We start from the raw sequence: 23424 nt of genomic DNA, 5'->3' as shown, positions 1-23424 counted from the left end.
CTCAGAAGAGGTCAAAAGCCGACCACTTACCCTCGATCTCGCCGCGGCGGAACCGCTCAAAGTGACCGAGGTAGCGTGTAACCCGCACAGCGTTCGTTGCAACTTGTTAAGCAGCCCGGAAGGCAGGAAGGTATCCGTCTCGCTCGACTGTTCCGCGCTGCCGCCGGGCGCCACACCTTTTGGGGTGCGGGTGAGTGGGTGGCTGGCCTCAGGCGAACAGTTCTCGCACACCGTCGGTGGCACGGTTCGGCTAGCGCCCGAGGTTGAGCTCTCTCCGCCGGTTGTCGTTGTTACGGCGGCGGCGGGTGCCAACTGGGAGGAAACCGTTCTGGTCGCCGCTCGCTCGGGTCGGCCGTTGGCGATCGAGAGCATTCGACGGCAAGGCGGGGGTGAGTCAGAGGCAAGGGTGGTTGCACGCGATCGGGTCTCGCTAAGCGGTTCCAAGCCCGCTCTGTCCAGTGTGTCGCGAGAGTCGTTCATCATTCGCGTGTCCGTCGGCGGGATGTCGCGTGAAATGCCACTCGACGTGTCTTTGGTCCCGTAAGGGGAGTGCTCAGGGAGGGCGTTCTCGATGCGATTCCGCTTGGCCGTGCTTTGGCTGGCTGCGGCAGCGACCCAAGAATCATATGGGCAGGCGAACAAGACGAGGGTGGAAGAGGTAGCTGCGGCCTGGGCTAAGCGCCAGGATGCCCTCAAGAACTGCCGGCTTGCGTGGGACCAATCGGTGCTCCACACCCGCGGGAGTTGCTCAGCGTCCGCCCCGATGCTGTTCAAGCCGACGGATGTCGTGCCGCCCGCTGATGTGACGAACCCCGAGACGGCGAGCCTCTTGGTTGACGGCGCGCGGCTCAGGTACGAGTACCGCTCTAAAGTGTACTCTGTTGGCGATAAATCCTGGGCCGACCTAAACTATCGCTCAATATACGACGGCAAGACCGGCGCGTACTTAGAGGACGATCAGACGTATCTGTACGTGAGCCGAGATGCCGGCCCGCGACCGCCGCACGTGAGCTCGATATTCTCTTTTCCGGCGCTCCTAACCCTGCGGCCGGCCGAACCGGTCCTCACAGGTTTCGGCATCGGCACTTTCGATGTCACCGGTAGAACTGTGACTGTTGATAAAACCGTGTGCGTAGAGCTTTCATACTCTGGTGCCCCGGGTAACGCTACCAAGGTGTTGGTCGATCCGGCTCGTAACTACTTGCCCATGCGCACGCAGCGCGTTATCGAGTCGGGACCGTACTCCGTCATGCAGTGCGACTTCAGCTACGCGGCCCACGACAGGCTCGGTTGGTCACCAACGGGTTGGCGTTGGTCGGCGGTCGTGCGCAAGGGAGGAACAGTGGCCCTCTCGGTGCGTGCCACAGTTACGGAATTCGAGGTCGAAGCCTCGATCCAGCCGATGGCTTTTGACACTTCGGCCCCGCCCAACTCGCTTGTCGAGGATGCGACTGGTGAAAAGCTCGAGAGGTACGTCGTCCGGCCGGACGGCAGTCGGCGGGCGGTGGCCCCGGGAGAGATGCACAAGCCGTTCGAGGTGCTCCTTGCGACCGAGCCGGGCGGTGGCCCGCGTCTCTCGTGGTGGGGGCGAAACTGGCGGCTGGTTGCCGCCGCCTTAACCGTCGGCGGGCTGATCGGGTTGGTCTGTTTCAGGTATGGGTACTTTCGCGCTCGCAAGTCTACTTCAGGAGGCTCTTCATGAGCGGCACCGTCCTCCGGCTCGGGTCAAGCCTTTCTCTGGGCATGATGCTTCTGGGGTTCCTCGTCCTCGTTGCGCCGCCAGACGCGCGGGCCGCCCCGGCTCCGCCGCCGGCCCCCGTCTCGTGCGATTCTTGGTGCCGCACGAAGGTCGGCCCGTTTCAGGAGTACCCGTCCAAAGATACGGATGCGTGCTGGATGTTCAACAAGTTGGCGTGCAACAACTGCTTTCGCTCTGGGGATGGGAATTCTTCCCTCTGCCTCGGCGAGTACGATAAGGATACGTCTGCCTGCAACGAAAAGAAGAACGCCATGGGCCAAGTCGAGAAGGTGAACTTCATCCCGCTGATCGGGCCGGTCGACGGCAAAGGCCCCTGCACCGCGGGTTGCAACACCTTTGATGTCGTAGATCGAAACCCGAAGACGTGGGAGCGGGTTCGGCGTACCGGGACGCAAGAGGGGCTTCCGATCCAGATTAACTGGAGGATCTGTGAGCCACCGCCACCGGAGACGAGCACGGATCCGGTGCCTTGAATTCGTCAGTTCGGTCCGTCCGCGCAGGTGCAAGGGGTATTTAGTGACGACAACTCGTACCCGTCTTCGACCCGGTGTCACGCTCCTCGAAGTGCTCGTCGCCGTGGCTATTGTGGCTGTTGTGGCGGCGCTCACAGTTTGTGCCGTCCAAAAAGCCCGTATGGCAAGCGCGAAGTCATTCTGCGCCAATAACCTGCGTCAGGTTGGGTTCTCTCTTCACCTTTTCACGGAAGCGAAAGGTGCATTCCCGCCGGGTGTCGTGGCTCCTGCGGCAGACGCAAAGCACCCGTTCATGGGGTGGCAACTGCACCTCATGCCGTACATCGAGCAGCAAGCTGTTTGGGACGAGGCGGTCGAGGCGTACAGACGGAACTCGAACTTCCTCGCGGACCCGCCTCACCCGGGTGCGTCGAGAGTCATCAAGACTCTAATCTGTAACTCTGACTCCAGGGTAATAGTCCCCCAGACCGTGCCCGGAGGCGCTGCCAAAGGGTTCACGTCCTATCTCGGCGTGTCCGGTAGTCATTCCAAACGCGGGGACGGTATGCTGTTCTGCGGCTCCGCGGTTCGCCCGTTAGACGTTCAAGACGGCGCTAGCAACACCCTATTCGTTGGAGAGCGGCCGCCTAGTGCGGACCTTGTGTTCGGCTGGTGGTACGCTGGCTGGGGTCAAGATCAGGACGGGGATGGGGATATGGTCCTCGGCGTGCGGGCGACGAATGTGACCGCCGGGAGCGCCTATTGTCCTCCGGGACCATACCGCTATGGGGTCGGCCGATTCGAGGAGCAGTGCTCGATGTTTCACTTTTGGAGCCCCCACGTGGGTGGTGCGAACTTTCTGCTTGTCGATGGGAGCGTCAGACTCATCGGTTACAGTGCTGATGACCTGATGCCCGCGCTCGCCACCCGCGCCGGTGGCGAGGCGGTCGCCGTCCCCGAGTGAGTTGGCTTCCCGCACGCCGAGTCTTTCGGCGTGCGGGAAGCCAACGCAGTGCGCCTCCTCGCACCGCAGGCACCCGCGGTACCTCGGCCCCTTGCACAGGCACGTCTCCCGGTCCCCGCGGCGGCAGCAGTAGCAAATCTTCATGACTGTTCTACTCACTGCCATTCGAGCGAGTGCAAAGCCGGGAAACGGTCTACACGTACATCCAGCCCTCGCGGGTGAGCCGCGGGTGTACCGCGAGGGCCTTGTGGTCCGCCTCGCGGACGCCCCGAAGCGCCCCGACCGCCGCGATCACCGCGTCCAGCGCGTCACCGCCCGGGTTCCGCATGATGACCCGCCGGAAGTGGTCGCTGATCCGCACCCGGCGGGCCAGCCCGCCCAGGATCGCGTGCCGGGTCGCGACGCACCGGCGCGGCAGCGGCCCGCCTCTCGGGTGCTTGTAGTTCTGGTGCGGCAGCCCGTCCCTCTTCAGCACCGACGACGGGCAGCACTCCACCACGACCCGCTTCGCCTTCGGCACCTTGCGGTACTGGAACGGCAGCACCGCCGTTCCCGGCGTCGCGGCCAGCGGCCGGACCACGTCGCGCATGCCGAAGAAGGTCTGGTAGATCATCCGGTAGTGGAACGCGTCGAACGGGGCCTTCGCGGCCACGTCCGACTGCCGGCGGCAGTGCAAGGCGGTGCGGTGCAGCGCCGCCGACATGGCCTGTGTGCGCCGGATGCACTCCAGCCCACAATCGTAGGCGTCCTCGTATTCCGCCAAGAACGCGAAGTGGTCCGCCCACGGCGCGTTTTCGGGGAACAGTTCGACCGGCAGCCCGAACGGGCAGTCGAAGCCCCACAGGGCGCCTTCGCTCGCGTTCACAATTTCGACCAGCGCCGCGAGGCACACGCCGCGCTCGGCGGTGCCGCACAGCCGGTCCAGCCGGTCCAGCGACACGAGCCGGGGTGCCACGGTCCGCGGCACCGTGAGGCGCGCGACCCAGATGCACCGCCCGGCCCGCTTCGCGCCGGAGAAGTCCACCCCGCACGCCGATTCGAAATCGGGCACCCTCAACTGGCTTCCTCCGTTGCATCCCGTGCGGGCGTGTGATTAAGTGTCGCACACGAGACCGTGTTCGGCGAGGCACGTTACGGACTCATGCCCCAGCACCCATTCGATGTCGTGTGGACGGCGGAACACGTTCGCGCGCTGGCACCCCGCGCCGCGCCGTCGGCCCGCAAGGTGCTGGCGCAGGGCGGGCTCCGGGCGGTCGAGCCGACGGGCGCGGGTGGTGGGGGGAATGTCGCGCCCCGGTCGGCGGTTACCAGGTGACGGTCCGGCGCGGCTGGGACCGGCTCAACTGTCGGTGCGACTGCCCGAGCCCCACGGCCCCCTGCGCGCACGCAATCGCGCTGCTCCTGCACCTCGTTGAGCACCCGGAGCTGCGTGCGACGGCCGGCGCGCCCGAGCCGCCCCCGGGCGACTTCGAGGCGCTTCTGCGGGCCGTGTTCGCCAGCCCCGACGACGACACCCCGCGGCTGGTGTTCGCGGATTACCTTGATGAGAGCAGCGAAGAGGCGGTGGGCGCGCCGCCGCTCGAAGAAGACCGGTAAAGTCCTTGCCCCGGACGGGGCGCATCTCACGGCCAGAGTGCGCGCCACGCGTCCGGCGGTCCCGGTTCGCCCGGCACCGCACACCGGCTGCGGCGGTTGCGGGCGCGCGCTACGGCGTGTAGGGTAACGTCGCACCTTCACGTCCGGTTGTGGAGCGCCCGAGTATGGATCTGCTGACCGCGGTGTACGAGTTCGTCAAGCAGTACGGCGCCACGCTGGCGCTGGTGGCGACGTGGGCGGGGGTCGGGCTCGCGTGGTGGCGCCGGCGCTCGCAGTTCCGCCGCAAGGAGTTTCTGACCCAGGTGAACTTCTCCCTGAACCTGTTCGGCGGCACGCTCATGATGCGCACGCTGGTGGAGCGGATGGCCGCAGACGTGTGGCCCAACGCGCACGGGCTGGGCCTCCTCGACCAAGCGGCGCGGCGCACCACCGACCCGGACCCGTTCGTCCGGTTGGCCGACAAGGAGGACCGCGATTACGCGTACCGGGCGATCAAGAACGCGCTGTCGCAGTTGTGCCCGGCCACGTTCGTGGCAGCGGCCCTGGGACAGGAGGTGCGCACCGGGACGTTCCTGTTCGCCCTCACGTGCGAGCGGTACGAGGAGGGAATGCGGACGATCAAGCTGCGGGTGATCCTGATCGAGCAGAACACGCTCCGCGAGTGGTGCGCCCCGGGCGGCAAAGGGGACCAACTGTCGATGCCCGAGTTCTACCGCACCCGGTTCAAGACGCTCCAGGCGATGTACAAGATGGACGCGGCGGCGCAGGCCGGCGGGCCGGACGAGTTGGGCCGGGTGGAGTTGGGTGTTCAGGCGTGACGCGGGCTACTTCTTGAGCTGAAGTGCGGCGGTGACGAGTAGGCTGATGAGCCCGAACCCGAACCCAAGGGCCGCGAGCCACAACTGCCAGCCGCGGTCCGCGTTCTTTTCCAAAGTCCGGGCGCGCTCTTCCCAGCTTTCCTTCTGACCACGGGCGCGCTCCTCAAGGGCCGCGTTCTTGACTGCTAATTCGACCACCTTGTTGCGCAACTCGTCTTCAACCTTCGCCCGGTCGCTCACCTGACCTTCGATCGTCTTCAGCGCGAGGTCCGTGACCTTCTGGTAGGTGTCGAGGGCCGCTTCCAGATCGCGAACGCGAGCGGTCAGGTCGTCGATCCGTTGGGTGGGCGACTTCCCGGGCATGACTATTCTTCTCCGACCGTTGCGAGTGCGGTCAGGTCGCGGCGGATGCGGGCCAATTCTTCCTTGAGAACACCGGACAGGGCACGGCTGAAGTGCCACAGCGGTTGTCGAAGCGCGCGACGCATGGAATCGTCGTCCTTCAACTCGCCGACATCGAACGAACAGGCAACCACGCCGATATCCTTGTTCCCAGACACGTTCGGGGTCGTGAGGTCGAACCCCGGTCGCAGGTCACCGCCGCTTTCGGGCACGAACCACCACCTCAGTTCGATCTCGAACTTTTCGGCGACCTCGCGGAGTTCCGATTCGAGGAATTCGGTTGCACGGCGCACCTTCTCACGGAGGTCCGCCGAGATTGGTAACTCCACGCCCGTGGTCTCGTCGCGCGTCTGAATCGTTGTGCGGAGCATGCGCCCTCCTCCTCGCGATGAGTCTCAGGCATTCTAACACCCCGTCCGCTTGGCCGCGCCCCGGATGTGTCCGTAAACCTAATGGCGAACCACGCTGCCGCACGCGCGGCCGGCCACTCCTCCCACGGAAGAACATGAGCGCGAAGTACGTGTACTCGTTCGGCGGCAAAACGGCCGACGGCGACGGCAAGATGAAGGAACTGCTCGGCGGCAAGGGCGCGAACCTGGCCGAGATGTGCAAGATCGGCATCCCGGTGCCCCCCGGGTTCACCATCACCACCGAGGTCTGCGCCGCGTACTACGAGCAGGGGAAGAAGATCCCCGACGCCACCGTCCCGCAGATCGACGAGGCGCTCAAGAAGGTCGAGGCGGAGTTCGGCAAGAAGTTCGGCGACCCGGCCGACCCGCTGCTCGTCAGCGTCCGCTCCGGCGCGGCGCTCTCGATGCCCGGGATGATGAACACCATCCTCAACCTCGGGCTCACCGACGCCAGCGTCGAGGGGCTCGCCAAGAAGACCGGCAACGACCGGTTCGCCTACGACAGCTACCGCCGGCTCATCGACATGTTCGGCTCCACCGCGATGGGGCTCGAGCACGAGCACTTCGAGCACGAGCTGCACTCCATGAAGGAGGCCAAGGGGGTCAAGCTCGACACCGACCTCTCGGCCGACGACCTCAAGGAGCTGGTGAAGCGGTACAAGGCCGTCTACAAGAAGGACGTGGGCGAGGACTTCCCGCAGGACCCGAAGAAGCAGTTGATGCTCGCCATCAACGCCGTGTTCAACTCGTGGAACGGGCACAAGGCCATCGAGTACCGCCGCATCGAGCGCATCACCGGGCTCAAGGGCACCGCGGTGAACGTGCAGGCGATGGTGTTCGGCAACATGGGCGGCGGGTCCGGCACCGGGGTCGCGTTCACCCGCGACCCGAACACCGGCGAGGACGTGTTCTACGGCGACTACCTCATCAACGCCCAGGGCGAGGACGTGGTGGCCGGCATCCGCACCCCCGAGCCGATCTCGAAGCTCGGCGAGGACATGCCGAAGGTGTACGAGCAGCTCGTCGGCATCCGCGCGGCCCTCGAGAAGCACTACAAGGAGATGCAGGACATCGAGTTCACGGTGCAGGAGGGCGTCCTGTTCATGCTCCAGACGCGGACCGGCAAGCGCACCGGCACCGCGGCCGTCCGCATCGCCGTGGAGATGGTCAAGGAGGGGCTCATCGACGAGACCACCGCCGTCAAGCGCGTGGCCCCGGACTCGCTGAACCACCTGCTCCAGCCGCAGCTCGACCCGAAGGCCAAGAACAAGCCGGTCGCCCAGGGCATCGCCGCCAGCCCCGGCGCCGCCAGCGGCATGGTGCTGCTGTCCGCCGAGGCGGTCGTGGCCCACGCCGAGAAGCACCCGAACGACCCGATCCTCCTGGTCCGCAAGGAGACCTCGCCCGAGGACGTGGCGGGCATGCACCTCGCGAAGGGCATCCTGACCAGCACCGGCGGCAAGGCCAGCCACGCGGCGGTCGTCGCCCGCGGGTGGGGCAAGCCGTGCGTGGTGGGCTGCGAGGCCGTGAAGATCGACGAGGCCGCCCAGACGGTCACCATCGCGGGCACCGTGGTGAAGGCCGGCGAGTTCGTCACCATCAACGGCACCACCGGCGACGTGATGATCGGCAAGGTGCCGACCGTGCCGCCGTCGATGACCGGCGACTTCGCCACCCTGATGACGTGGGCGGACAAGGTGCGGAAGCTCAAGATCCGCACCAACGCGGACTCCCCCGCCGACGCCGCCAAGGCCCGCGAGTTCGGGGCCGAGGGGATCGGCCTGTGCCGCACCGAGCACATGTTCTTCGGCAAGGACCGCATCGCCGCGGTCCGCGAGATGATTCTCGCCCCGGACGTGGAGGGCCGCACCAAGGCGCTCGCCAAGATCGAGCCGTTCCAGAAGGCCGACTTCGTCGGGCTGTTCGAGGTGATGGACGGGCTGCCGGTCACCATCCGGCTGCTCGACCCGCCGCTGCACGAGTTCCTCCCGCAGAAGGACAACGTCGCCGGCGCCGAAGAGGTGGCCAAGCAGACCGGCACGACGGTCGAGAAGATCTTCGAGCGGGTCGAAGAGCTGCACGAGATGAACCCGATGATGGGGTTCCGCGGGTGCCGGCTGCCGCTCGTGTTCCCGGAAATCGGTGACATGCAGGTGCGGGCCATCATCGAGGCCGCCATCGAGGTGAAGAAGAAGGGCAAGAGCGTGCTGCCCGAGATCATGATCCCGCTCGTGGGCGTGGTCGAGGAGCTGGCGATCCTCAAGAAGCGCGCGATCGCCGTGGCCGAGGAGTGCATGAAGCAGGCCGGGGTGAAGGTGGAGTACCAGATCGGCACCATGATCGAGCTGCCGCGGGCGTGCATCGCCGCGGACAAGATCGCCGAGGAGGCCGAGTTCTTCTCCTTCGGGACCAACGACCTGACCCAGATGACGTTCGGCTTCAGCCGCGACGACATCAAGGGGTTCATGCCGACCTACCTGCGGGACAAGATCCTGCCGATCGACCCGTTCCAGACGATCGACTTCAACGGCGTCGGCGAGCTGATGAAGATCGGCATCCAGAAGGGCCGCGGGAGCCGCACGGCGAAGCACAGCCAGCACCTGAAGGTGGGCATCTGCGGCGAGCACGGCGGCGACCCGGACAGCGTGGTGTTCTGCCACGCGATCGGGATGGACTACGTGAGCTGCTCGCCGTTCCGGGTGCCGATCGCCCGCCTCGCGGCGGCGCAGGCCGCGCTCGGCGAGGCCGGCAAGCGCGACAAGTAACGCACGCGCAGCCTGGGACGAAGTTGAAGAGACCGTGAACCGCGACCGCCCGGCCGAAAGGCCGGGCGGTCGTTGCGTTAAGGCCGCCTGCTAAGTGGTGGTGGTTTTGAGTGTGGCCCGCTCGCTCCGCGAGCGGTGTTTTGCGTATCAGATCCGCGACATCCAACGCCCCCTGCACGATATTGCAACCGCTCGCGGAGCGAGCGGACCACACTCAAAACCGTCACTCGCTGCGGCACTGCGTGTGTCCGGAGAACGGACTACTCGGTGCGGATCACCCGGCGGACGCCCACGTTCAGCTTGCCGTCGCGCTCGGCCGCGAGCAGCTTCGCGACCACGTCCGCGCCTTTGACCACCTTTCCGAACGGGATCACGTCGCCCGCGCCGTCGGCCGGCGGCGCGCCGACGAACACCACAAACGCCCCGGGGGCGGTGCCGCCGCGCACCAGCGCGATGGTGCCGTCCGCGGGCTTCTCCTTCGACGCCGCGAGTTCGACCTTCGGCCCCTTCGCGGTGCGCTCGATCCACGCGGCGCTCGGACTCGCGCCGACCGTTCCGGCCGGGGGCGTTTGCCCGGTCCGCGTGGCGCGGTCGAACGCGCCGCTGTGGTAGCCGCCCTCGAGCGCGGCTTTGAGGAACAGGGCCGCGGCTTCCGGCGCGACCTTGGCGTCCAGTTCGACGTCGAAGTCACCCACCTCGGTCTGGAGCGTGGCCCGGGGCCGGGCGCCGAGCGGGGCGTCGCGCCATTCGAACCGCGGCGCCCGCTTGGGGTCGTAACCCGCGAGGTGCTTGGTGTCTTCCGGCTTGCGCTTCGCGGGGCGCTGGTACCGCCAGTCCTTGTTCCCGAACACTTCCTTGCAGAGCGCCGCCAGGGCCGGGTCGTAGTCCGTGAGCTTCCCGCGGGTGCGCACTTCGTTGTGCAGCGCGTCCGGCGGGGCGTTGTCGTCGAACCAGCACTGTACCCCTTCGGCCCAGTACTCGCTGTGGTTAGTGGCGGCGTACGTGTTCTTCCACAGCCCGCGGTCGAGCGCGGCCTGGTAGGCCGCCCGGAGCCGCTTGTCGAAGGTCGGGTCGGTTGTGCTCAGTCCGGTGCCGTGGATCGCGTGGGCGAATTCGTGGACGAAGATGTTCTCGCCCGGGTACGGGTCGCCGGCGTAGCCCAGCAGGTTCTCCTCGCCGCAACTGACCGCCGGGTTGGCGAGGGTCGCGCCGAGCCCGCGGGCGCGGCGGTCCCAGTACAGCTTCGGCTTCATGCGCGCGTGCTCAGGCACGTCGGTGGTGTACTCGGTCGCGGCCATCACCACGACGCGGACACGGTTCTTGCGCATCGCGTCGAGGACGTCTTTGCGCCCGTCGAGCATCCGGCCGACGATCCAGGCCGCCTCGGCCAGCGCGTGGTCGGACACCTTCGCCGAGCCGACCACCAGCACCCCGGCGTCGGCGTACTTCTGGTAAAAGCGGTCGAGCTTCCACTCCTCGCGCACGCGGTCGGGAATCGGGCCGGGCTCGGCGCCGCCGGCCGGGCCAGCCAGTGCCCCCAGCAGAACCACCACGGCGCATCGGAACGGGTGCGTCATCGCTCGTACTCTCGGTGTGGAAGAAGCCGTTCGCTTGCCGGTCGCTGTGGCGCGGCCGGTTCGCGTTCCCTTAGCCGCGCGGGGCTCGCGAGGGCGGGGGCCAGAATACGTGATTGCGGACCGGATTGCACGGCGCTTCGGGGCGGGATCGTACTGCGTGCGGCGCCGTGACCGGTGAAGGGGGAAAAGAGCGCGTCCCCGGTACGGGGCCGGGGACGCGCGACGGCTTACAGAGAGCAGGCCGTGGTGGGCGAACTTACTTCTTGCGCACCAGCTTCATGCCGCCGCAGTGGTCCTCGGCCGGCTTGCCGTTTACCCAGGCGACGCCGGACAGTTCCACGTGGTCGGCGTCCACGAAGGTGAGCGTCGCCTCGTGCATGTGCATGTCCTTGGCCGGGTCCAGGTTGCTGCCGCCGGCGAACGTGAACTTGATCTGGTTGGCCGGCGACTTCGGGTCGGCCTTCATCCGCGGCTGGTTGCCGAGCACGCAGTAGTGCGTCATCACCAGGTCGCTGCCGTCGAGGTGGTACACGGACACCATCTCCTGAGGCTGGCCCGGGAACGTGGTTTCTTGCACCGCGCTGCCGCCGGCGGTCACCTTGATGATCGACACCACCTTGTCCGTCGGCTTGCCGTCCTTGTCGGCCTCCACCCAGGTGCCGGCCAGCGCTTTGAGCTTCTCCAGCCCGGGGTGTGTCGGTGCGGCCTTGGCCGGCGCGTCCGCGCCGCGGGCGCCGGTGCCGAGGGCGATCACCAGCAGGCCGCAAGTCAACATCCGTTGCAACATACCGAACTCCACTGAGGGGGACGGGCGAACCGCGGCCCCGCACCGGGCGGGACCGTTTTCCTGCATCACTCCGGTGGTCGATCGGGAGCGCCCCGAATCGACACCGGGTGTTTTTCACATGCTTTTTCGCAGACTCGACAGGTCCACGACCGGGCGCACTTCGACCGTGCCGAAGCGCAAGCCCGGGTGCCGAGCGGCGACGGCCGCCGCTTCCGACGCGGATTCGGCCAGCACCAGGTAGTAGCCGCCGAGCACCTCGCGCGCTTCGGTGAACGGGCCGTCGGTGACGGTGCGCCGGCCGTCGCGCACCCGCACGCACGTCGCCGTGTCCGACGGGTGGAGCGGCGACGCACTCAGGTACGCGCCTGCGGCGCTCAGTTCCCGGCACAGCGCCGCCGCTTCACTCATCGCGGCGGTCATGGCTTCGGGACCGGCCGCGCGCCACGCGGCTTCGTCGTCGTGGCTGAGCAGCATGAACGGCGTGCGTCCCGTTCCGGTCGCCACCGCGGCCGGTTGTGAGGGCGGGAGCCCGTCGAGCGCGAGCAGCGGGCGGATCTCGACCGTGCTGCGGGCGATCCCGGGCAACCGGGACGCGACCGCAATCGCCTCATCCAGGTCGGGGAGGTCGAGCACGAAGTAGCCGCCGAGTTGCTCGGTGGTTTCCGCGAACGGGCCGTCGGTGACGAGCACGTCGCCTCCACGGACCCGCACCGTAACGGCCGTCGCGGCCGGTTGCAGCGGCGCGGCATCCAGGTATCGCCCCTGGGCGGCGAGTTCGTCACACAGTACGAGTGACGCTTTGACACAGGCCGTCCGCTCGGCGTCGGTCCAGGCGTCCTCGGCTCCGTACACGAGCAGCATGTACTTCATTCGCGTTCTCGGTGAGCGAAAGCGGCTCGTCCGCGTTCGTCGTTCGGTAGTCGAGTGGGCCGGGCACGAATCGACAGCGGCGAAGAAATTTCGTTCGGTCCGACCCTCGGGAGCTGGGCGAGCGGTCGTCAGAACCGTTCGAGCTGCGCCAGCCGGCTCATCAGGAAGCGGCGCTCCGGCTCCAGTCGCGCGAGCGACAGGGCGCGCTCGTAGGCGGCCCGCGCGGCGGCTCGGTCGCCGAGCCGGCGGAGCAAGTCTGCGCGGGCGGCGTGGGCCAGGTGGTATGTGCCGAGTGCGCCCTGTGAGAGGATGGCATCGATCAGCGCGAGCCCGGCGGCCGGGCCGTCACGCATCGCAACCGCAACGGCCCGGTTCAGTTCCACCACCGGCGACGGATGGGCCGCGCGGAGGGCGTCGTAGAGCTGCGCGATGTGGTTCCAGTCGGTCGCTTCGGGCGTCCGCGCGCGGGCGTGCGCAGCAGCGATCGCGGCCTGAAGCGTGTACGGCCCGGCGCGACCGCTGCTCAGCGCCCGCCCGACCAACTCCAACCCCTCGGCGATGAGGGCCGCGTTCCAGAGTGATCGGTCCTGATCGGCCAGAAGAACGACATCCCCCTCCGGCGTCGCCCGCGCAGGGCGGCGCGACTCCTGAAGGAGCATGAGCGCGAGCAGGCCGACGGCCTCGGGATCGGGGAGCAGTTCGGCGACGAGCCGGCCGAGCCGAACCGCCTCGCCGGACAGGTCCGGGCGGGTGAGCGCGGCGCCGGATGTCGCGGCGTACCCTTCGTTGAACACCAGGTACACCACCGCCAACACGGGTTCGAGGCGCTCCGCGAGTTGGTCCGCTTCGGGAACCGTGATGGGGATGCCGGCGTCGCGGATCTTGGCCTTGCCGCGCACCAACCGCTGCGCCATCGTCGCGGGCGCGGTCAGGAACGCGGCGGCGATCTCCTCGGTGGTCAGCCCGCACACCTCGCGCAGCGTGAGCGGCACTTGAACGCTCCGGTCCAGGGCCGGGTGACAGCAGGCGAACACGAGTCGCAGCCGGTCGTCTTCGATGTCCTCGCTGGCTCGAACCGCGTTGGCAGCGGCGACTTCTGCCGCCCGCTGGGCCAGCTCGGAGTGAAGGGCGGTGAGGTGCCCGCGCCGGCGCAGCGCGTCGATCACCTTGAACCGGCCGGTCGAAACGAGCCACGCCCGCGGGTTGTCGGGCACTCCGTCCGCGGCCCACTTCTCGACAGCCGCCGCGAACGCCTCGTGCAGCGCCTCTTCGGCCAGATCGAAGTCCCGCACCAGCCGGACCAGCGAGGCGAACACGCGCCGGCCCTCGGCGCGGTAAATGGCGTCGATTCGCGTGCGGATGTCGGTCGGTGGTGCTGGTTGGTCCATCACGTCAGGGTTCGGCTGTTCGCTCGGGAGGACAGCGGGACGATACTGCGGCGGGGCGGGCCGCGGCAGGTCAGTAGGCCGCTTCTTTTCGGACGGCCCGACGATTTGCACCGGCCGTCGCGTGTGCGATAATGCTAATACCTCCCGTCACCCCAGGGCTTCGCTCATGTGCTGCTTCTCCAAGTCGGTCGACGTGGTCGCGGACACGAACATCTTCGCCCGCGCGTCGAAGGACGGCCGGCAGTTCCTCGTGTACAGCATGCAGTTCGCGGCCGATCAGGACCTCGCGATGATCCTGCCGATCCCGACGCCCAAGGGGAGCGCCGATGACGCGGTGAAGTTCATCAGCCTCAAGAAGTACGAAGCGTTCTTCGACGACCTGCGGAAGGGGTTTCCGATTCAGAAGGGGCGCGGGCCGAAAAAGGAGCCGATGCTCGGGGGCCTCGGCGCGGCACTCCCCGTGGTGGAAGTGGGAGACTTCATCGCCTCGTTCGTTCCGGCGGTCAAGGACTTCGCCCGTCTTGATGAGAAGTTCCGGCTGCCCGAGGGCGTGTGGGCGAAACTGCCGCAGTACAAGGAGTTCGGGTTCGCCGTGTTCAAACTGAAGAAGCCCGAGAAGGACCTCAGTAAGGTTCACCCGATGGCGTTCGAGTTCCCGCGGGCCGACAAACGGGTGCTGTTCTTCCCGACGGTCCACATCCACGACGGAACGGTGGGCGAGAAGGCCGACTTCGACCACTCGCTGTTCTGCCAAGTGGAGGGGAACGGGCTGATGTCGTGGGACGAGTCGGCTCAACTGGCCGAGTCGTTCGTGAAGGTCAAAGAGGCGCACGGCATCGTGGACGGGAATGCCCACGTGTACCGCAAGGTTATGAAGGGCGAGTTCGAGAACAAAGACATACTGGTGTGATGCGGGGGGCCGCTGTGGTCAGGAGCTGAGTTTCGTTTGCGTTTGCCGGACCGATTCGCACCGGCGAACGGATCATCTGATTGAAGTTACGGCTGCGCCCGGCGCCGTTTCCAGAGATGGCGCCGGGCGCAGCGGGCGGTCACTTCTTCTTCGGCCGCTGGACGGGCGGGGCGTTGCGATCCGGGTTCGGGTCTGATTTGTACTTCCCGGCCACCGCGGTCGTCAGAAACCGCGTTTCTTCTTGATACCCCGTGCCCTCGGTCAGCACTTCCATGAGCATCGGCGTTCCGAACGGCCCAGCTTTTAAGTCCTTGATGGTGATCGCGTCGTCCTCGACACGCACCCGGAACGCGAACGGGAAATCCGTCACGAGAGCCCCGTAGACCATAGCCTCGGCTGCAATCTCGTCGCCCGCGCCGCTCACATCAGCCCCCGTAATCACCCCGTACACGGTGCTCTCACGATTAATGCTGTAGTCGGCATCGGCGTCGATCGTCAGCGTCGCGTCCTCAATGTTCACGACGGCGTGGACGTGGAGCCGGTCCTCGGTGAACGTGATCGTCGCGCGGCCGAACGGCTTCACCTCGCGCGTGTAGCTCCCGAGCGGCCGGCGTACCGTCAGTTCCTTGGCCGGGGCGTTCGTCGCTGCGGCGTTCGACGGCTGCTCGTCCGCCTTCGCAGGGGCGCCGCGGTCGGCCCGCTCCGTCTTGTCGGCCGCGAGCGGTTTCTTGGTGTCGCCCGCGTTCGCCTCGGCCGTGCCGACCGTCGAGCGGCCGAGCCCCAGACCGAGCAGCACGGCCGCCAGGAGTCCGATCCCGATGGCCGCTTTGAGTTTGGTTCCGATCATCGCTCGCACCACTCCGTTCGTGAGAGGTAGAACCCGTTCCGACACCAGTCCGTTGTCCACCGGCTCGCCGGCGGCGAGTGCCGCCGCGGTCGGCGTGATTCGACCCGCGAGCCGTGCCGCTGCGTGCGGCGTGACGCGCCCCGTGAGCACCGCGGCGAGCCCGCCCGCGAGGGTGACGCCCCGCTGGCTGAGCCGAGCGCCGAGCCGCTTCCGCGCCCACGCGAGGCGCGTCAGCAGTGTGCCCTTCGGCCACCCGAGTTGCCGGGCCGCTTCGGCGGTCGACGTTCCAGTCGCGTAGCAAGTCAGCACCGCGGTGCGGTACACCTCGGGCAGCTTGCCGATCTCGTCCAGAACCGCCGCCAGTGCCAGCCCGTCGGTGCCGGGTTCGTTGGCCGGGGTCGAATCGGGATCGACGCCCGCGTTCCGGCCGTTGCGCCGCGCGTTGTCCGTGCGGAGCCGGTTGGCGGTGCGCCACGCGACCCGGCACAGCCACGCGCCCAATGCGGCGCGGTCGCGCACGGCCGCAGCCCGCCGGACGAGCACCAGGAACGTGGCCTGGGCCGCGTCGTCGGCGTCGTTCGGGTCGGTCAGCACCGAGCGGCACACCGCGAGCACCGCCGGTCCGTGCCGCGCGACCAGTTCCGCGAACGCGGCCTGATCGCGGGCGTCAAGGAACCGGCCGAGCAGTTCCGCATCGGTGCGCTCGTCGGACCGCGACCGCGAGTCCGCAATCCGGCGGGCGGCGGCGTGAATGCTGTGCGGGCTCATGGCCGCTCCTGGCCGGTCACAAGACAAGTGGCTGAGAAGCTGGAAGTGATTTTCCGATTTTGTGGACGGTAAGTAAACCGGAACCGGCCGTCCGGTTTGCGCGGGAGCTTTCGCTACATGTGTGGTTCGCAGATGCGCCACGCCTTTGCGATGTGTTCGGCGGCGCTCGTTACCTCGTCCGAGGCGGCCCGAAGGGCGGCGGCGAGCTTCCCGCGCCCGCGAGCACCGTCCGCGAGCGAATCGGCTTCGAGCTTCGCCGCGAGTTCCTCCAGGAAGGTCGCCAGCGCGTCGTAGCGGAGGTCGCCGAGTTCGGTGGCCAGTTCCGCCAGCGTCCCGGGGTAACGCTCGACGTGGTTCGCGTGCGGCATTTTGCCTCTCACGGTTGGGGGGCGCGGGTCAGCGGCACGTCCGGTAGGAAGATGTGCGTGTAGCCACCTTCGTGGTGGATCAGCGACACGCGGGGCGTTTCGGTCCAGATAAATAGCGCGTCCTGAGCCAAGTCGCCGCGACAGCCCATGACGAACTCGCGCAGCGTTTCTCCGGATGTCAGGTACGGCTCGCGGCGTGACCAGAAACAGTCGTCCGGCAGGTACCAGAGCGGTCCGGGCGTCGGCGGGTGATCTTCAAAAACCGAGTCGAACAGTTCGGCCTTGGACAGTTCCTCGAACGGCTTTTTCCCTTTGCCCTCCGGGGCCGCGCGCCACGGGTTGTAGAACAGCACAAAATCGAAGGGGAGACCGGCCCGCGTCGCCGCGGCGGTAATGGAATCCGGGCCGAACGGTGCGGCACCGAGGTCCGCAAACAGCGCCCGCATGCGCGCCTCTGCGGCAACCCACCCCGGGAGCTGCCATCGCGGGTCTTTCGCAGCCTCGGCGCTGCGCGCGGCGAAACGTTCTCGGGGCGACAGTTTCTCGTTCGGTTTTTCAGGGCTCATTGCGTTCGTCTCACGCCCCCTCGTTCCGCTCCAGTTCGTCGAGCAGGTGCCCGAGCCTTTCCTTCCTCGTCTGCAAGTACCTGCGGTTGTGCTCGCGATGTGACTGTATCAGCAGCGCACGGCGATCCGCAATCCGTAACCCTCCAAGGCCGATCCTTATGAAGAGCGCTAAGAGAAACACCGCGCGTTTGGAATGCGGCCGTGGTGCCTCATGGGTTCGGCGCGACCCAGTTCTCGGTCTCCGTGCGGTCCATCTGTTTCCCGTGGTACACTCCCGGCCAACGACGGTGGAATTCGGGGTCGTCACCCGAGTCGTGCGTGTAGTCCGTGCGCATTCCGGCTCGGTCGAAGACGTAAACAGGGGGGCCGGATGCGAACGCCAAGGTCGGCGGCATCGGGCCGCGAACTGCGAGATACTCGGTGCCGTTCCGTTCGATGAGGCGATAATCGACCGGAGCGGGCATCGCGGCCAGATGTTCGCGCAACGTTTGTCCGTGTGGGTGAACCTCCCGGTATGCAACCACACGGAGAGCAGCCACGCCGACGAGACCCAGCACGTATGCGAGCCCGATCACCGCACACTGCCAGAATATCTGCCGCCGCACGCTTGTTGCTCGCATCACGCCCCCTCGTTCTGTTCCAGTTCGTCGAGCAGGTGCCCGAGCTTTTCCTTCTTCGTCTGCAAGTACCCGCGGTTGTGCTCGCCGGGCGGGAGCTGGATCGGCACGCGCTCCACGATCCGCAGCCCGTAGCCCTCCAGGCCGATCACCTTCCGCGGGTTGTTCGTTAACAGGCGGATGTCACGGACGCCCAGGTCGTGCAGGATCTGGGCGCCGATGCCGAAGTGCCGCAGGTCCGGGGCGAACCCGAGCCGCGTGTTCGCCTCCACGGTGTCCAGCCCCTCTTCCTGCTGGAGCTTGTACGCCTTCAGCTTGTTCAGCAGCCCGATCCCGCGGCCCTCCTGCCGCATGTACACGATCACCCCGCGCCCGGCCGCGGCGAGCTGCCGCATCGCGTACTGCAACTGCGGCCCGCAGTCGCACTTGGTCGAGTGCAGCGCGTCGCCGGTCAGGCACTCGCTGTGCATCCGCACCAGCACGGGTTCCGTTTGCACGGAGATCTGGGCGGGCGCGCCGGGCGCCGCCTCGGCCTGCACCCCGATCCCGCCGAGCGTCAGGGCCAGGTGCGGCTCCTGGTCCACCATCGACGTGTACGCGAACAGGTCGAACACGCCGAACTCGGTGGGCAGTTTCAGCGCGATCGCCCGGCTGATGAGGCGCTCCTTGCGGCGGCGGTACTCGATCAGGTCGGCGATGGTACACATCTTGAGTTCGTGCCTGACGCAGAACTCGCGCAGGTCCGGGAGCCGGGCCATGCTCCCGTCCTCGTTCAGCACCTCGCAGATCACCGCCACCTCGCGCATCCCCGCGAGCCGGCACAGGTCCACGCTCCCCTCCGTGTGCCCGGCGCGAACCAGCACGCCGCCGGGCTTGGCGATGAGGCCGTCCACGTGCCCCTTGTCGCGCACGAGGTCCTGCGGCCCCGAGTTGGGGTCAGCGCACACCTGGACGGTGCGGCACCGGTCGAACGCGGAGATGCCGGTGGTGATGCCGTAGCGGGCGTCGAAGTTGTGCGTGAAGGGCGTGGCGGTGGGGTCGAGGTTCACCCCGGGCAGGAGCTCGAGGCCCAGCCGCTCGGCGTGCAGGCGCGAAAAGGACACGCACAGCCGGCCGCAGGCGTGGCGGATCATGAAGTTGATGGCGGCGGGCGTCATCGCCTCAGCCGCCATCACCACGTCGCCCTCGTTCTCGCGGTGCTCGTCGTCCACGAGCACCACCATCCGACCGGCGCGCAGCTCGTCGAGTGCGACGTCGATGGTGCAGAAGCCTTCGGCCGAGCGCGGCATGGGAGCGGTCTCCGTGTAGGGAACTACCGCATATTGTACCCGGCCGGCCCGGTCGTCTGTCGCCGAATCAGTGGCCGGGGCCGCCGGGGCCGCCGGACCGAGCGTCACCGGCGGCCGGGCCGAGGGTCACCGGTACGAGGTCCGACTCGATCCGGGCCACCCGCCACCGGACCGCCGCCCACCGCTCCAGGTCGGGCGGCGGGTTGAGGCTCGGCTTCTCGCCCGCGACCGCCCCCGCTTTGCGCTGCTTCAGTTCCTCGAGGAGCGCGGGGTCCTTGGTAACCACCACCAGCCGGCCGCGGGCCGTTTCCACCTTGTTAACGTTCGGCAGCGGCAGCTCGACCGGGATGTAGAGCTCGACGGCGGCGTCGGTCACCTTCAGCGTGGGCTCCTTGTCGCTGACGTTCCCGCCGGGGTCCTTGAGCCGGCGCCCCGCCTCGAACAGCCCGAGCGCGTTCCAGCCGCTGAGGAACCGGTCCAGCTTGGTCGATTTCTCCCCGCCGGGGGCGGTGAAGAACCCGTCCGGGAGGCCGCCCGGGTTCGCGTTCGGGTACGCCGCGGCGGTCGGGATCGCGAACGCGATCTGGAGGAACGGGTCGCGCGCGACGGTGAGCCACTTCGGGTCCCCGCCCTCTTCGGCGAACGCCCGGTACAGGTACGGGTGGCCGGCCGGCCCGAAGCCGATGTGGTCGATGAACGCCTTGCCGAACGCCCCGCCGTTCGCCTCCAGCATCAGCAGCATCCACCCGTAGGTGGTGCGCTCGGCCTTATCTTGCCGGATGAACCCGCCGCTCTGCGGGCGGACGATCATCCACTGGCGGCCGACGTCGGCGCCGGTCACCCCCTCGACGCCCTTGAGCCCGACCACCACCGGGAACTTGCCCTCCGGGCACGTGATCTCCCCGTTGGAAATGCAGTCGATGGTGCCGGGCTTGTACGACCACTCGGCCACCTCGCCGGGGGTGAACCGGAGCTGGTCGCCGTTGCGCTGGGCGAGCCTCATCAGGTCGGTGCCCTTGAACGCCAGCAGCTCCTCGCCGTACCGGCCGCGCAGGGCGAGCTTGTCGCTCTTCGGAACGCCCTGGCGCGCGCCGGGCGGGATGGTCAGGAAGAACGCGTCCTCGGGGTCGCCCTTCTGGATCAGCCCGATCCACCGCTCGACCTCGGTCTTGGCCTCGCGGCGCACGGCGAAGCTGATCGCGAACAGGTACGCGAAGTACGCCAGCCCGAGCACCAGCGACAGCCACCACGCCGCGTCCGCCAGCGCCTCGCCGGTGCGCGTGCCCTCCGAGTTGCGGATCAGCCGCCGGGCCGCGAAGCTGAGCACCACCCCGATCACCGGGAGGATCAGCAGCTCCTCGATCAGCAGCGGCTTCTTGTTGACGAACGCGCTGACCCCGAGCACCAGGAGGAGCACCGCGAACAGCCCCGCGACCGCGGCCGCAGCAACCGCGCTCCAGGCAATGGGAACGTAGGGTGTGGTGTCCGCGGTGGACGGGAGCGCCGGCGGCTGGGTCGGTTCGGCCATGACTGTGTGTGGACTCTGGACAGAATGGCGGTTGGAGCCGTTGTAGCGTCCAGAGGTACTACGGGACAGCCACCCCGCCGGTTCGATCGGCTGATGGCAGCGGCGGGGAATCAGGAATCAGGGTGGTACGAGAGTTGTGCGGGCCGGCTCCTGATTCTTCATGCCGACGGATTTGGGGTTCTGGTCTTCAGTGTGGCCCGCTCGCTCCGCGAGCGGTGCTTCGGGCGTCAAATTAGCGACATTCGATGCACTCTGCACACGGTTGCAACCGCTCGCGGAGCGAGCGGGCCACACTGAAGACCAGAACCGGCCTCATTTCCGATCACGGCGCGGTGCGCTGGACGTACCCGATGACGACCGCCTTCACGGCTTCGGGCAGGGCGTTGAACTCCTTTTCGTCGAGCTTGCCGTCGTCGTTGGTGTCGAACCGCTTGAACCGCTCCTTGAACTGGTCGGGGATCGTGATCCCGTCCTTCGGGAATTTGAAGTCGGCCGCGGCGCCGGGGCGCAGGCCGAGCAGCCCGCCCGCCGGGGCGCCCGGGGCGACCACGAACTCGACGTACCCCAGGTGCATCTCGTCGGCGGTCTGCGGCCCCCACCGCACGGGCTTGGTGGCGTCCGGGTTGGCGGGGTTCTTGTCGCTGTTGTCGTACCACGCGGTGTACGTCAGCACGCTCCCTTTGGGCACCGGCACCGGCTCGGCGAACCGGTACTGCAACTGCCAGTTGAAGTCGTAGTGCGGCACGTCGAGCAGGGTGGTCGTCTTGCCGCCGGCCCTCAGCTCGTACCGCGCCGCCTTGCCGCGCAGGTGGGCGTGCGGGAACAGCGCCAGGACGTGGGCGTCGAACGGCACGTACGGGATGCTGGCGTTCACACGGTGGTTGTCCGCCCCGGCCGGGATCGTGAACGCCGGGTTCGCGATGCCCGTCACCCGCACCTCGTACCGCGGGGCCGTGTTCGCGAACACCAGCCCGATGCGGGTGCGGTCGGTGGTGGCCGTGCCGTTCGGGGTGTAGTGGAGCTGGAACACCAGGTTCGCGCCCTTCGGGAGCTTCTTCGCGTACCCCTCCGGGTACACCAGCGCGGTGCTCCCGGGCACGTAGGCCGCGAAGAACCCCTGCGCCTCGCCGCCGATCCGCTGGCCCTTCGGCAGCGCGAACACGAGGACGTGGTGGACGACCTCGCGCGCCCCCGGCTGCACCTCGACGGCCTGCACCCACTTGTCCTCGTCGAACTCCGTCGGAACGCTCACCACCTGATACGGCATCGTCCCTTCGGCCTTGATCGCGACCGGCTTGGGCAGTTGGAACACCGCGTCCGGCTTGCCGAGCCCCCACCCGCTCTCGTCCGCCCGGGGGAGCGGGGCGTCGGCCGGGTCGCCCTTCTTCAGGTCGCCCGCGAGCCACGCGAGCAGGTCGCGCTTGTCGCCCTCGGTCAGCGTGCGGTCGTTGGCGAACGGCGAGTGCTCGCCCTTTTTTGGCGGGGCCGCGAACCACGGCGGCATCGTCCCCTTGTCCACCACCTTGCGGATCATCCCCTTGTTCGCGACGACCGCGTCGTAGGTATCGAGGGCGAACGGGCCGACGCCGCCCTTGCGGTGGCACTCGGCGCAGTTTGCCTGCACGATGCGCTCCACCCGGGCGTGGTACGTGAGCGCCACCGCGGGGGCCTTGGCGCGGTCCGGGGCCAGTTCGCACCCCGGCGCGGTGGTGGCCTGAACGACGGGCCGCTTGTCGGCGAGGAGGTCGCTCAGCGCGGTGGCGAGGTAGCTCGCGCGGGGCGCGTCGAGGGCGTACCCGAGCCCGTACTGGTCGCTGACCGCGCCGCGGTACCGGACCGTTCGCGCCGCGTCGAGAACGACCACTTCGGTGGTGCTGGTCGCGCCGAGTGCGGCGGTCAGCGTCCCGTCGGTGTCGTGGGCGTAGCGCCCGGCGAAGGTCGTGGCGTCGGGTTTGTCGCCCTTCGTCGGGTTCACGAACAGGAAGCTCACGCCCTTCGGCGCGAACTCCTTTTCGAGCCGCTGAAGGACCGGCGTGTACTTCTTGCACAGCGGGCAAGTGGTGTTGGTGAACGCCACCACGAGCAGCTTGCTTTGCTTGAAGTCCGACAGCTTGCCCGCTTTACCCGCGAGGTCGGTGAAGGGCACGTCCGGGATCAACCGGCTCACCCCGGCTTCGCCCGGGAGGCGGAGCTTCGGCGCCTCTTTCGGGTCGGCGTCCGCACCCTTTTGGGCGCGCGGCGCGGGCGTGGCGTCATCGGCCGCGGCCGTCCAAGCGATGGCGAGCGTGAGGGCCAGGGCGGTCAGTCGCATGGGTCGAGTTCCGTGTGACGCAAGGACGCGGGCCGTGTGCCCGGCGGTCGGTTCAGATCAATAACCCGCTCCTCGGCACTGAGTTACCCGGAATCCGAACTCCGGGTTTCGGACTTCACGTTGGCTTCGTACCCGATTCGTTCGCACATCGGGCGTTTCCCAGTCAAGGTCAGGCACGCGGTCATTTCGGACACAAACAACGTATTCACAAGTCTTTGCGTCACTTCACCTGGGTGCTACTGGAGCTGATACCACTGTCGCGGAGGCACGATTTAACGCCTGAAACGTGCGACCGCGTGTGGTAGCGAAGCACCAGCGAACCGCCAGCCCGGAAGTAGCAGCCGTCCAGTCGGCGACCCGTCCGCGTCCACCAGTGCCGCGCTGTAACCCTCGTTACAGCCGTGTGGGTTTGAGCCCCCGAAGGGCATCGGA

At 67.7% G+C, this 23424-nt stretch carries 23 protein-coding genes; 9 read left to right on the top strand and 14 right to left on the bottom strand.

Annotation, left to right across the window (positions count from 1 at the left end):
• From R5W23_RS18360 to R5W23_RS18345, 4 genes are all read left to right on the top strand, one after another.
• Positions 1–544, top strand: a 544-nt coding sequence (locus R5W23_RS18360; RefSeq protein ID WP_320687536.1) for a hypothetical protein, incomplete at its 5' end; no start/stop codon positions are given.
• 219 nt (positions 545–763) lie between these two features.
• Positions 764–1702, top strand: a complete 939-nt coding sequence (locus R5W23_RS18355) for a hypothetical protein (protein WP_320687535.1) — start codon at positions 764–766, stop codon at positions 1700–1702.
• Entirely contained in the window at positions 1699–2232 is a 534-nt protein-coding gene (locus R5W23_RS18350; protein ID WP_320687534.1) for a hypothetical protein, read from the top strand. The genes R5W23_RS18355 and R5W23_RS18350 overlap by 4 nt, the downstream gene beginning before the upstream one ends.
• Entirely contained in the window at positions 2189–3175 is a 987-nt protein-coding gene (locus tag R5W23_RS18345) for a DUF1559 family PulG-like putative transporter (protein ID WP_407936147.1), read from the top strand. The genes R5W23_RS18350 and R5W23_RS18345 overlap by 44 nt, the downstream gene beginning before the upstream one ends.
• Before the next feature lie 193 nt (positions 3176–3368).
• Here the strand turns inward: R5W23_RS18345 and R5W23_RS18340 are convergent, their stop codons facing one another.
• On the bottom strand, positions 3369–4226 hold the full coding sequence (locus R5W23_RS18340) for a DUF429 domain-containing protein (protein ID WP_320687533.1): 858 nt from the start codon (positions 4224–4226) through the stop codon (positions 3369–3371).
• A 90-nt stretch (positions 4227–4316) separates the two neighbouring features.
• Between R5W23_RS18340 and R5W23_RS18335 the strand changes: the two genes are divergently transcribed.
• From R5W23_RS18335 to R5W23_RS18325, 3 genes are all read left to right on the top strand, one after another.
• Positions 4317–4490 (top strand): hypothetical protein, encoded by a 174-nt coding sequence (locus R5W23_RS18335; RefSeq protein WP_320687532.1) that lies wholly within the window; start codon positions 4317–4319, stop codon positions 4488–4490.
• Entirely contained in the window at positions 4487–4771 is a 285-nt protein-coding gene (locus R5W23_RS18330) for a TIGR02996 domain-containing protein (protein ID WP_320687531.1), read from the top strand. Before R5W23_RS18335 ends, R5W23_RS18330 begins: the two co-directional genes overlap by 4 nt.
• A gap of 164 nt (positions 4772–4935) precedes the next feature.
• Positions 4936–5589: a hypothetical protein gene (locus R5W23_RS18325; protein WP_261190300.1), complete on the top strand. Its 654-nt coding sequence runs from the start codon at positions 4936–4938 to the stop codon at positions 5587–5589.
• A gap of 6 nt (positions 5590–5595) precedes the next feature.
• On the opposite strand, the gene R5W23_RS18320 is transcribed toward R5W23_RS18325, so the two are convergent.
• Entirely contained in the window at positions 5596–5952 is a 357-nt protein-coding gene (locus tag R5W23_RS18320) for a hypothetical protein (RefSeq protein ID WP_261190301.1), read from the bottom strand.
• Positions 5953–5954: 2 nt separating this feature from the next.
• Positions 5955–6362 (bottom strand): hypothetical protein, encoded by a 408-nt coding sequence (locus R5W23_RS18315; protein WP_320687530.1) that lies wholly within the window; start codon positions 6360–6362, stop codon positions 5955–5957.
• Positions 6363–6496: 134 nt separating this feature from the next.
• Between R5W23_RS18315 and ppdK the strand changes: the two genes are divergently transcribed.
• Positions 6497–9166 (top strand): pyruvate, phosphate dikinase, encoded by a 2670-nt coding sequence (gene ppdK / locus R5W23_RS18310; protein ID WP_261190302.1) that lies wholly within the window; start codon positions 6497–6499, stop codon positions 9164–9166.
• A gap of 260 nt (positions 9167–9426) precedes the next feature.
• On the opposite strand, the gene R5W23_RS18305 is transcribed toward ppdK, so the two are convergent.
• From R5W23_RS18305 to R5W23_RS18290, 4 genes are all read right to left on the bottom strand, one after another.
• Complete coding sequence (locus R5W23_RS18305) at positions 9427–10743, bottom strand: peptidylprolyl isomerase (protein WP_320687529.1); 1317 nt, start codon at positions 10741–10743, stop codon at positions 9427–9429.
• A gap of 256 nt (positions 10744–10999) precedes the next feature.
• Positions 11000–11530, bottom strand: a complete 531-nt coding sequence (locus R5W23_RS18300) for a hypothetical protein (protein ID WP_320687528.1) — start codon at positions 11528–11530, stop codon at positions 11000–11002.
• Between the two features lie 114 nt (positions 11531–11644).
• Positions 11645–12400, bottom strand: coding sequence for a YciI family protein (locus R5W23_RS18295; RefSeq protein ID WP_320687527.1), 756 nt, complete (start codon positions 12398–12400; stop codon positions 11645–11647).
• 128 nt (positions 12401–12528) lie between these two features.
• Positions 12529–13788, bottom strand: a complete 1260-nt coding sequence (locus R5W23_RS18290) for an RNA polymerase sigma factor (protein WP_320687526.1) — start codon at positions 13786–13788, stop codon at positions 12529–12531.
• 166 nt (positions 13789–13954) lie between these two features.
• Between R5W23_RS18290 and R5W23_RS18285 the strand changes: the two genes are divergently transcribed.
• Positions 13955–14698 carry a hypothetical protein gene (locus tag R5W23_RS18285; protein ID WP_320687525.1) on the top strand — a complete coding sequence of 248 codons (744 nt, stop codon included), beginning with the start codon at positions 13955–13957 and terminating at the stop codon, positions 14696–14698.
• Between the two features lie 139 nt (positions 14699–14837).
• Here the strand turns inward: R5W23_RS18285 and R5W23_RS18280 are convergent, their stop codons facing one another.
• The 7 genes from R5W23_RS18280 to R5W23_RS18250 all read right to left on the bottom strand — a co-directional run bounded on the left by R5W23_RS18280 (position 14838) and on the right by R5W23_RS18250 (position 22992).
• Complete coding sequence (locus R5W23_RS18280; RefSeq protein WP_320687524.1) at positions 14838–16313, bottom strand: RNA polymerase sigma factor; 1476 nt, start codon at positions 16311–16313, stop codon at positions 14838–14840.
• Between the two features lie 113 nt (positions 16314–16426).
• The gene (locus R5W23_RS18275) at positions 16427–16681 is read right to left on the bottom strand and encodes a hypothetical protein (protein WP_320687523.1); all 255 of its coding nucleotides are present in this window, start codon (positions 16679–16681) and stop codon (positions 16427–16429) included.
• An 8-nt stretch (positions 16682–16689) separates the two neighbouring features.
• A complete protein-coding gene (locus R5W23_RS18270; protein WP_320687522.1) occupies positions 16690–17127 on the bottom strand; it encodes a hypothetical protein in 438 nt (145 codons plus the stop codon).
• A gap of 329 nt (positions 17128–17456) precedes the next feature.
• The gene (locus R5W23_RS18265) at positions 17457–17852 is read right to left on the bottom strand and encodes a hypothetical protein (RefSeq protein ID WP_320687521.1); all 396 of its coding nucleotides are present in this window, start codon (positions 17850–17852) and stop codon (positions 17457–17459) included.
• 14 nt (positions 17853–17866) lie between these two features.
• Positions 17867–19153: a GTP cyclohydrolase II gene (ribA, locus tag R5W23_RS18260; protein WP_320687520.1), complete on the bottom strand. Its 1287-nt coding sequence runs from the start codon at positions 19151–19153 to the stop codon at positions 17867–17869.
• Positions 19154–19220: 67 nt separating this feature from the next.
• Positions 19221–20681 carry a hypothetical protein gene (locus R5W23_RS18255; protein WP_320687519.1) on the bottom strand — a complete coding sequence of 487 codons (1461 nt, stop codon included), beginning with the start codon at positions 20679–20681 and terminating at the stop codon, positions 19221–19223.
• Between the two features lie 322 nt (positions 20682–21003).
• Positions 21004–22992: a redoxin family protein gene (locus R5W23_RS18250; RefSeq protein WP_320687518.1), complete on the bottom strand. Its 1989-nt coding sequence runs from the start codon at positions 22990–22992 to the stop codon at positions 21004–21006.
• Between the last annotated feature and the right edge of the window lie 432 nt (positions 22993–23424).

Source organism: Gemmata algarum, from assembly GCF_034097035.1.
Taxonomy (GTDB): domain Bacteria; phylum Planctomycetota; class Planctomycetia; order Gemmatales; family Gemmataceae; genus Gemmata; species Gemmata algarum.
This window is presented reverse-complemented; position numbering and strand designations above follow the sequence as displayed.

Excerpts from the sequence above, each read along its gene's own strand:
- R5W23_RS18355 (WP_320687535.1), top strand. The coding sequence starts at position 764 with ATGCTGTTCAAGCCGACGGATGTCGTGCCGCCCGCTGATGTGACGAAC.
- R5W23_RS18350 (WP_320687534.1), top strand. The coding sequence starts at position 1,699 with ATGAGCGGCACCGTCCTCCGGCTCGGGTCAAGCCTTTCTCTGGGCATG.
- R5W23_RS18335 (WP_320687532.1), top strand. The coding sequence starts at position 4,317 with ATGCCCCAGCACCCATTCGATGTCGTGTGGACGGCGGAACACGTTCGC.
- R5W23_RS18325 (WP_261190300.1), top strand. The coding sequence starts at position 4,936 with ATGGATCTGCTGACCGCGGTGTACGAGTTCGTCAAGCAGTACGGCGCC.
- R5W23_RS18320 (WP_261190301.1), bottom strand. The coding sequence starts at position 5,952 with ATGCCCGGGAAGTCGCCCACCCAACGGATCGACGACCTGACCGCTCGC.
- R5W23_RS18315 (WP_320687530.1), bottom strand. The coding sequence starts at position 6,362 with ATGCTCCGCACAACGATTCAGACGCGCGACGAGACCACGGGCGTGGAG.
- ppdK (WP_261190302.1), top strand. The coding sequence starts at position 6,497 with ATGAGCGCGAAGTACGTGTACTCGTTCGGCGGCAAAACGGCCGACGGC.
- R5W23_RS18305 (WP_320687529.1), bottom strand. The coding sequence starts at position 10,743 with ATGACGCACCCGTTCCGATGCGCCGTGGTGGTTCTGCTGGGGGCACTG.
- R5W23_RS18300 (WP_320687528.1), bottom strand. The coding sequence starts at position 11,530 with ATGTTGCAACGGATGTTGACTTGCGGCCTGCTGGTGATCGCCCTCGGC.
- R5W23_RS18295 (WP_320687527.1), bottom strand. The coding sequence starts at position 12,400 with ATGAAGTACATGCTGCTCGTGTACGGAGCCGAGGACGCCTGGACCGAC.
- R5W23_RS18290 (WP_320687526.1), bottom strand. The coding sequence starts at position 13,788 with ATGGACCAACCAGCACCACCGACCGACATCCGCACGCGAATCGACGCC.
- R5W23_RS18285 (WP_320687525.1), top strand. The coding sequence starts at position 13,955 with ATGTGCTGCTTCTCCAAGTCGGTCGACGTGGTCGCGGACACGAACATC.
- R5W23_RS18280 (WP_320687524.1), bottom strand. The coding sequence starts at position 16,313 with ATGAGCCCGCACAGCATTCACGCCGCCGCCCGCCGGATTGCGGACTCG.
- R5W23_RS18275 (WP_320687523.1), bottom strand. The coding sequence starts at position 16,681 with ATGCCGCACGCGAACCACGTCGAGCGTTACCCCGGGACGCTGGCGGAA.
- R5W23_RS18270 (WP_320687522.1), bottom strand. The coding sequence starts at position 17,127 with ATGCGGGCGCTGTTTGCGGACCTCGGTGCCGCACCGTTCGGCCCGGAT.
- ribA (WP_320687520.1), bottom strand. The coding sequence starts at position 19,153 with ATGCCGCGCTCGGCCGAAGGCTTCTGCACCATCGACGTCGCACTCGAC.
- R5W23_RS18255 (WP_320687519.1), bottom strand. The coding sequence starts at position 20,681 with ATGGCCGAACCGACCCAGCCGCCGGCGCTCCCGTCCACCGCGGACACC.
- R5W23_RS18250 (WP_320687518.1), bottom strand. The coding sequence starts at position 22,992 with ATGCGACTGACCGCCCTGGCCCTCACGCTCGCCATCGCTTGGACGGCC.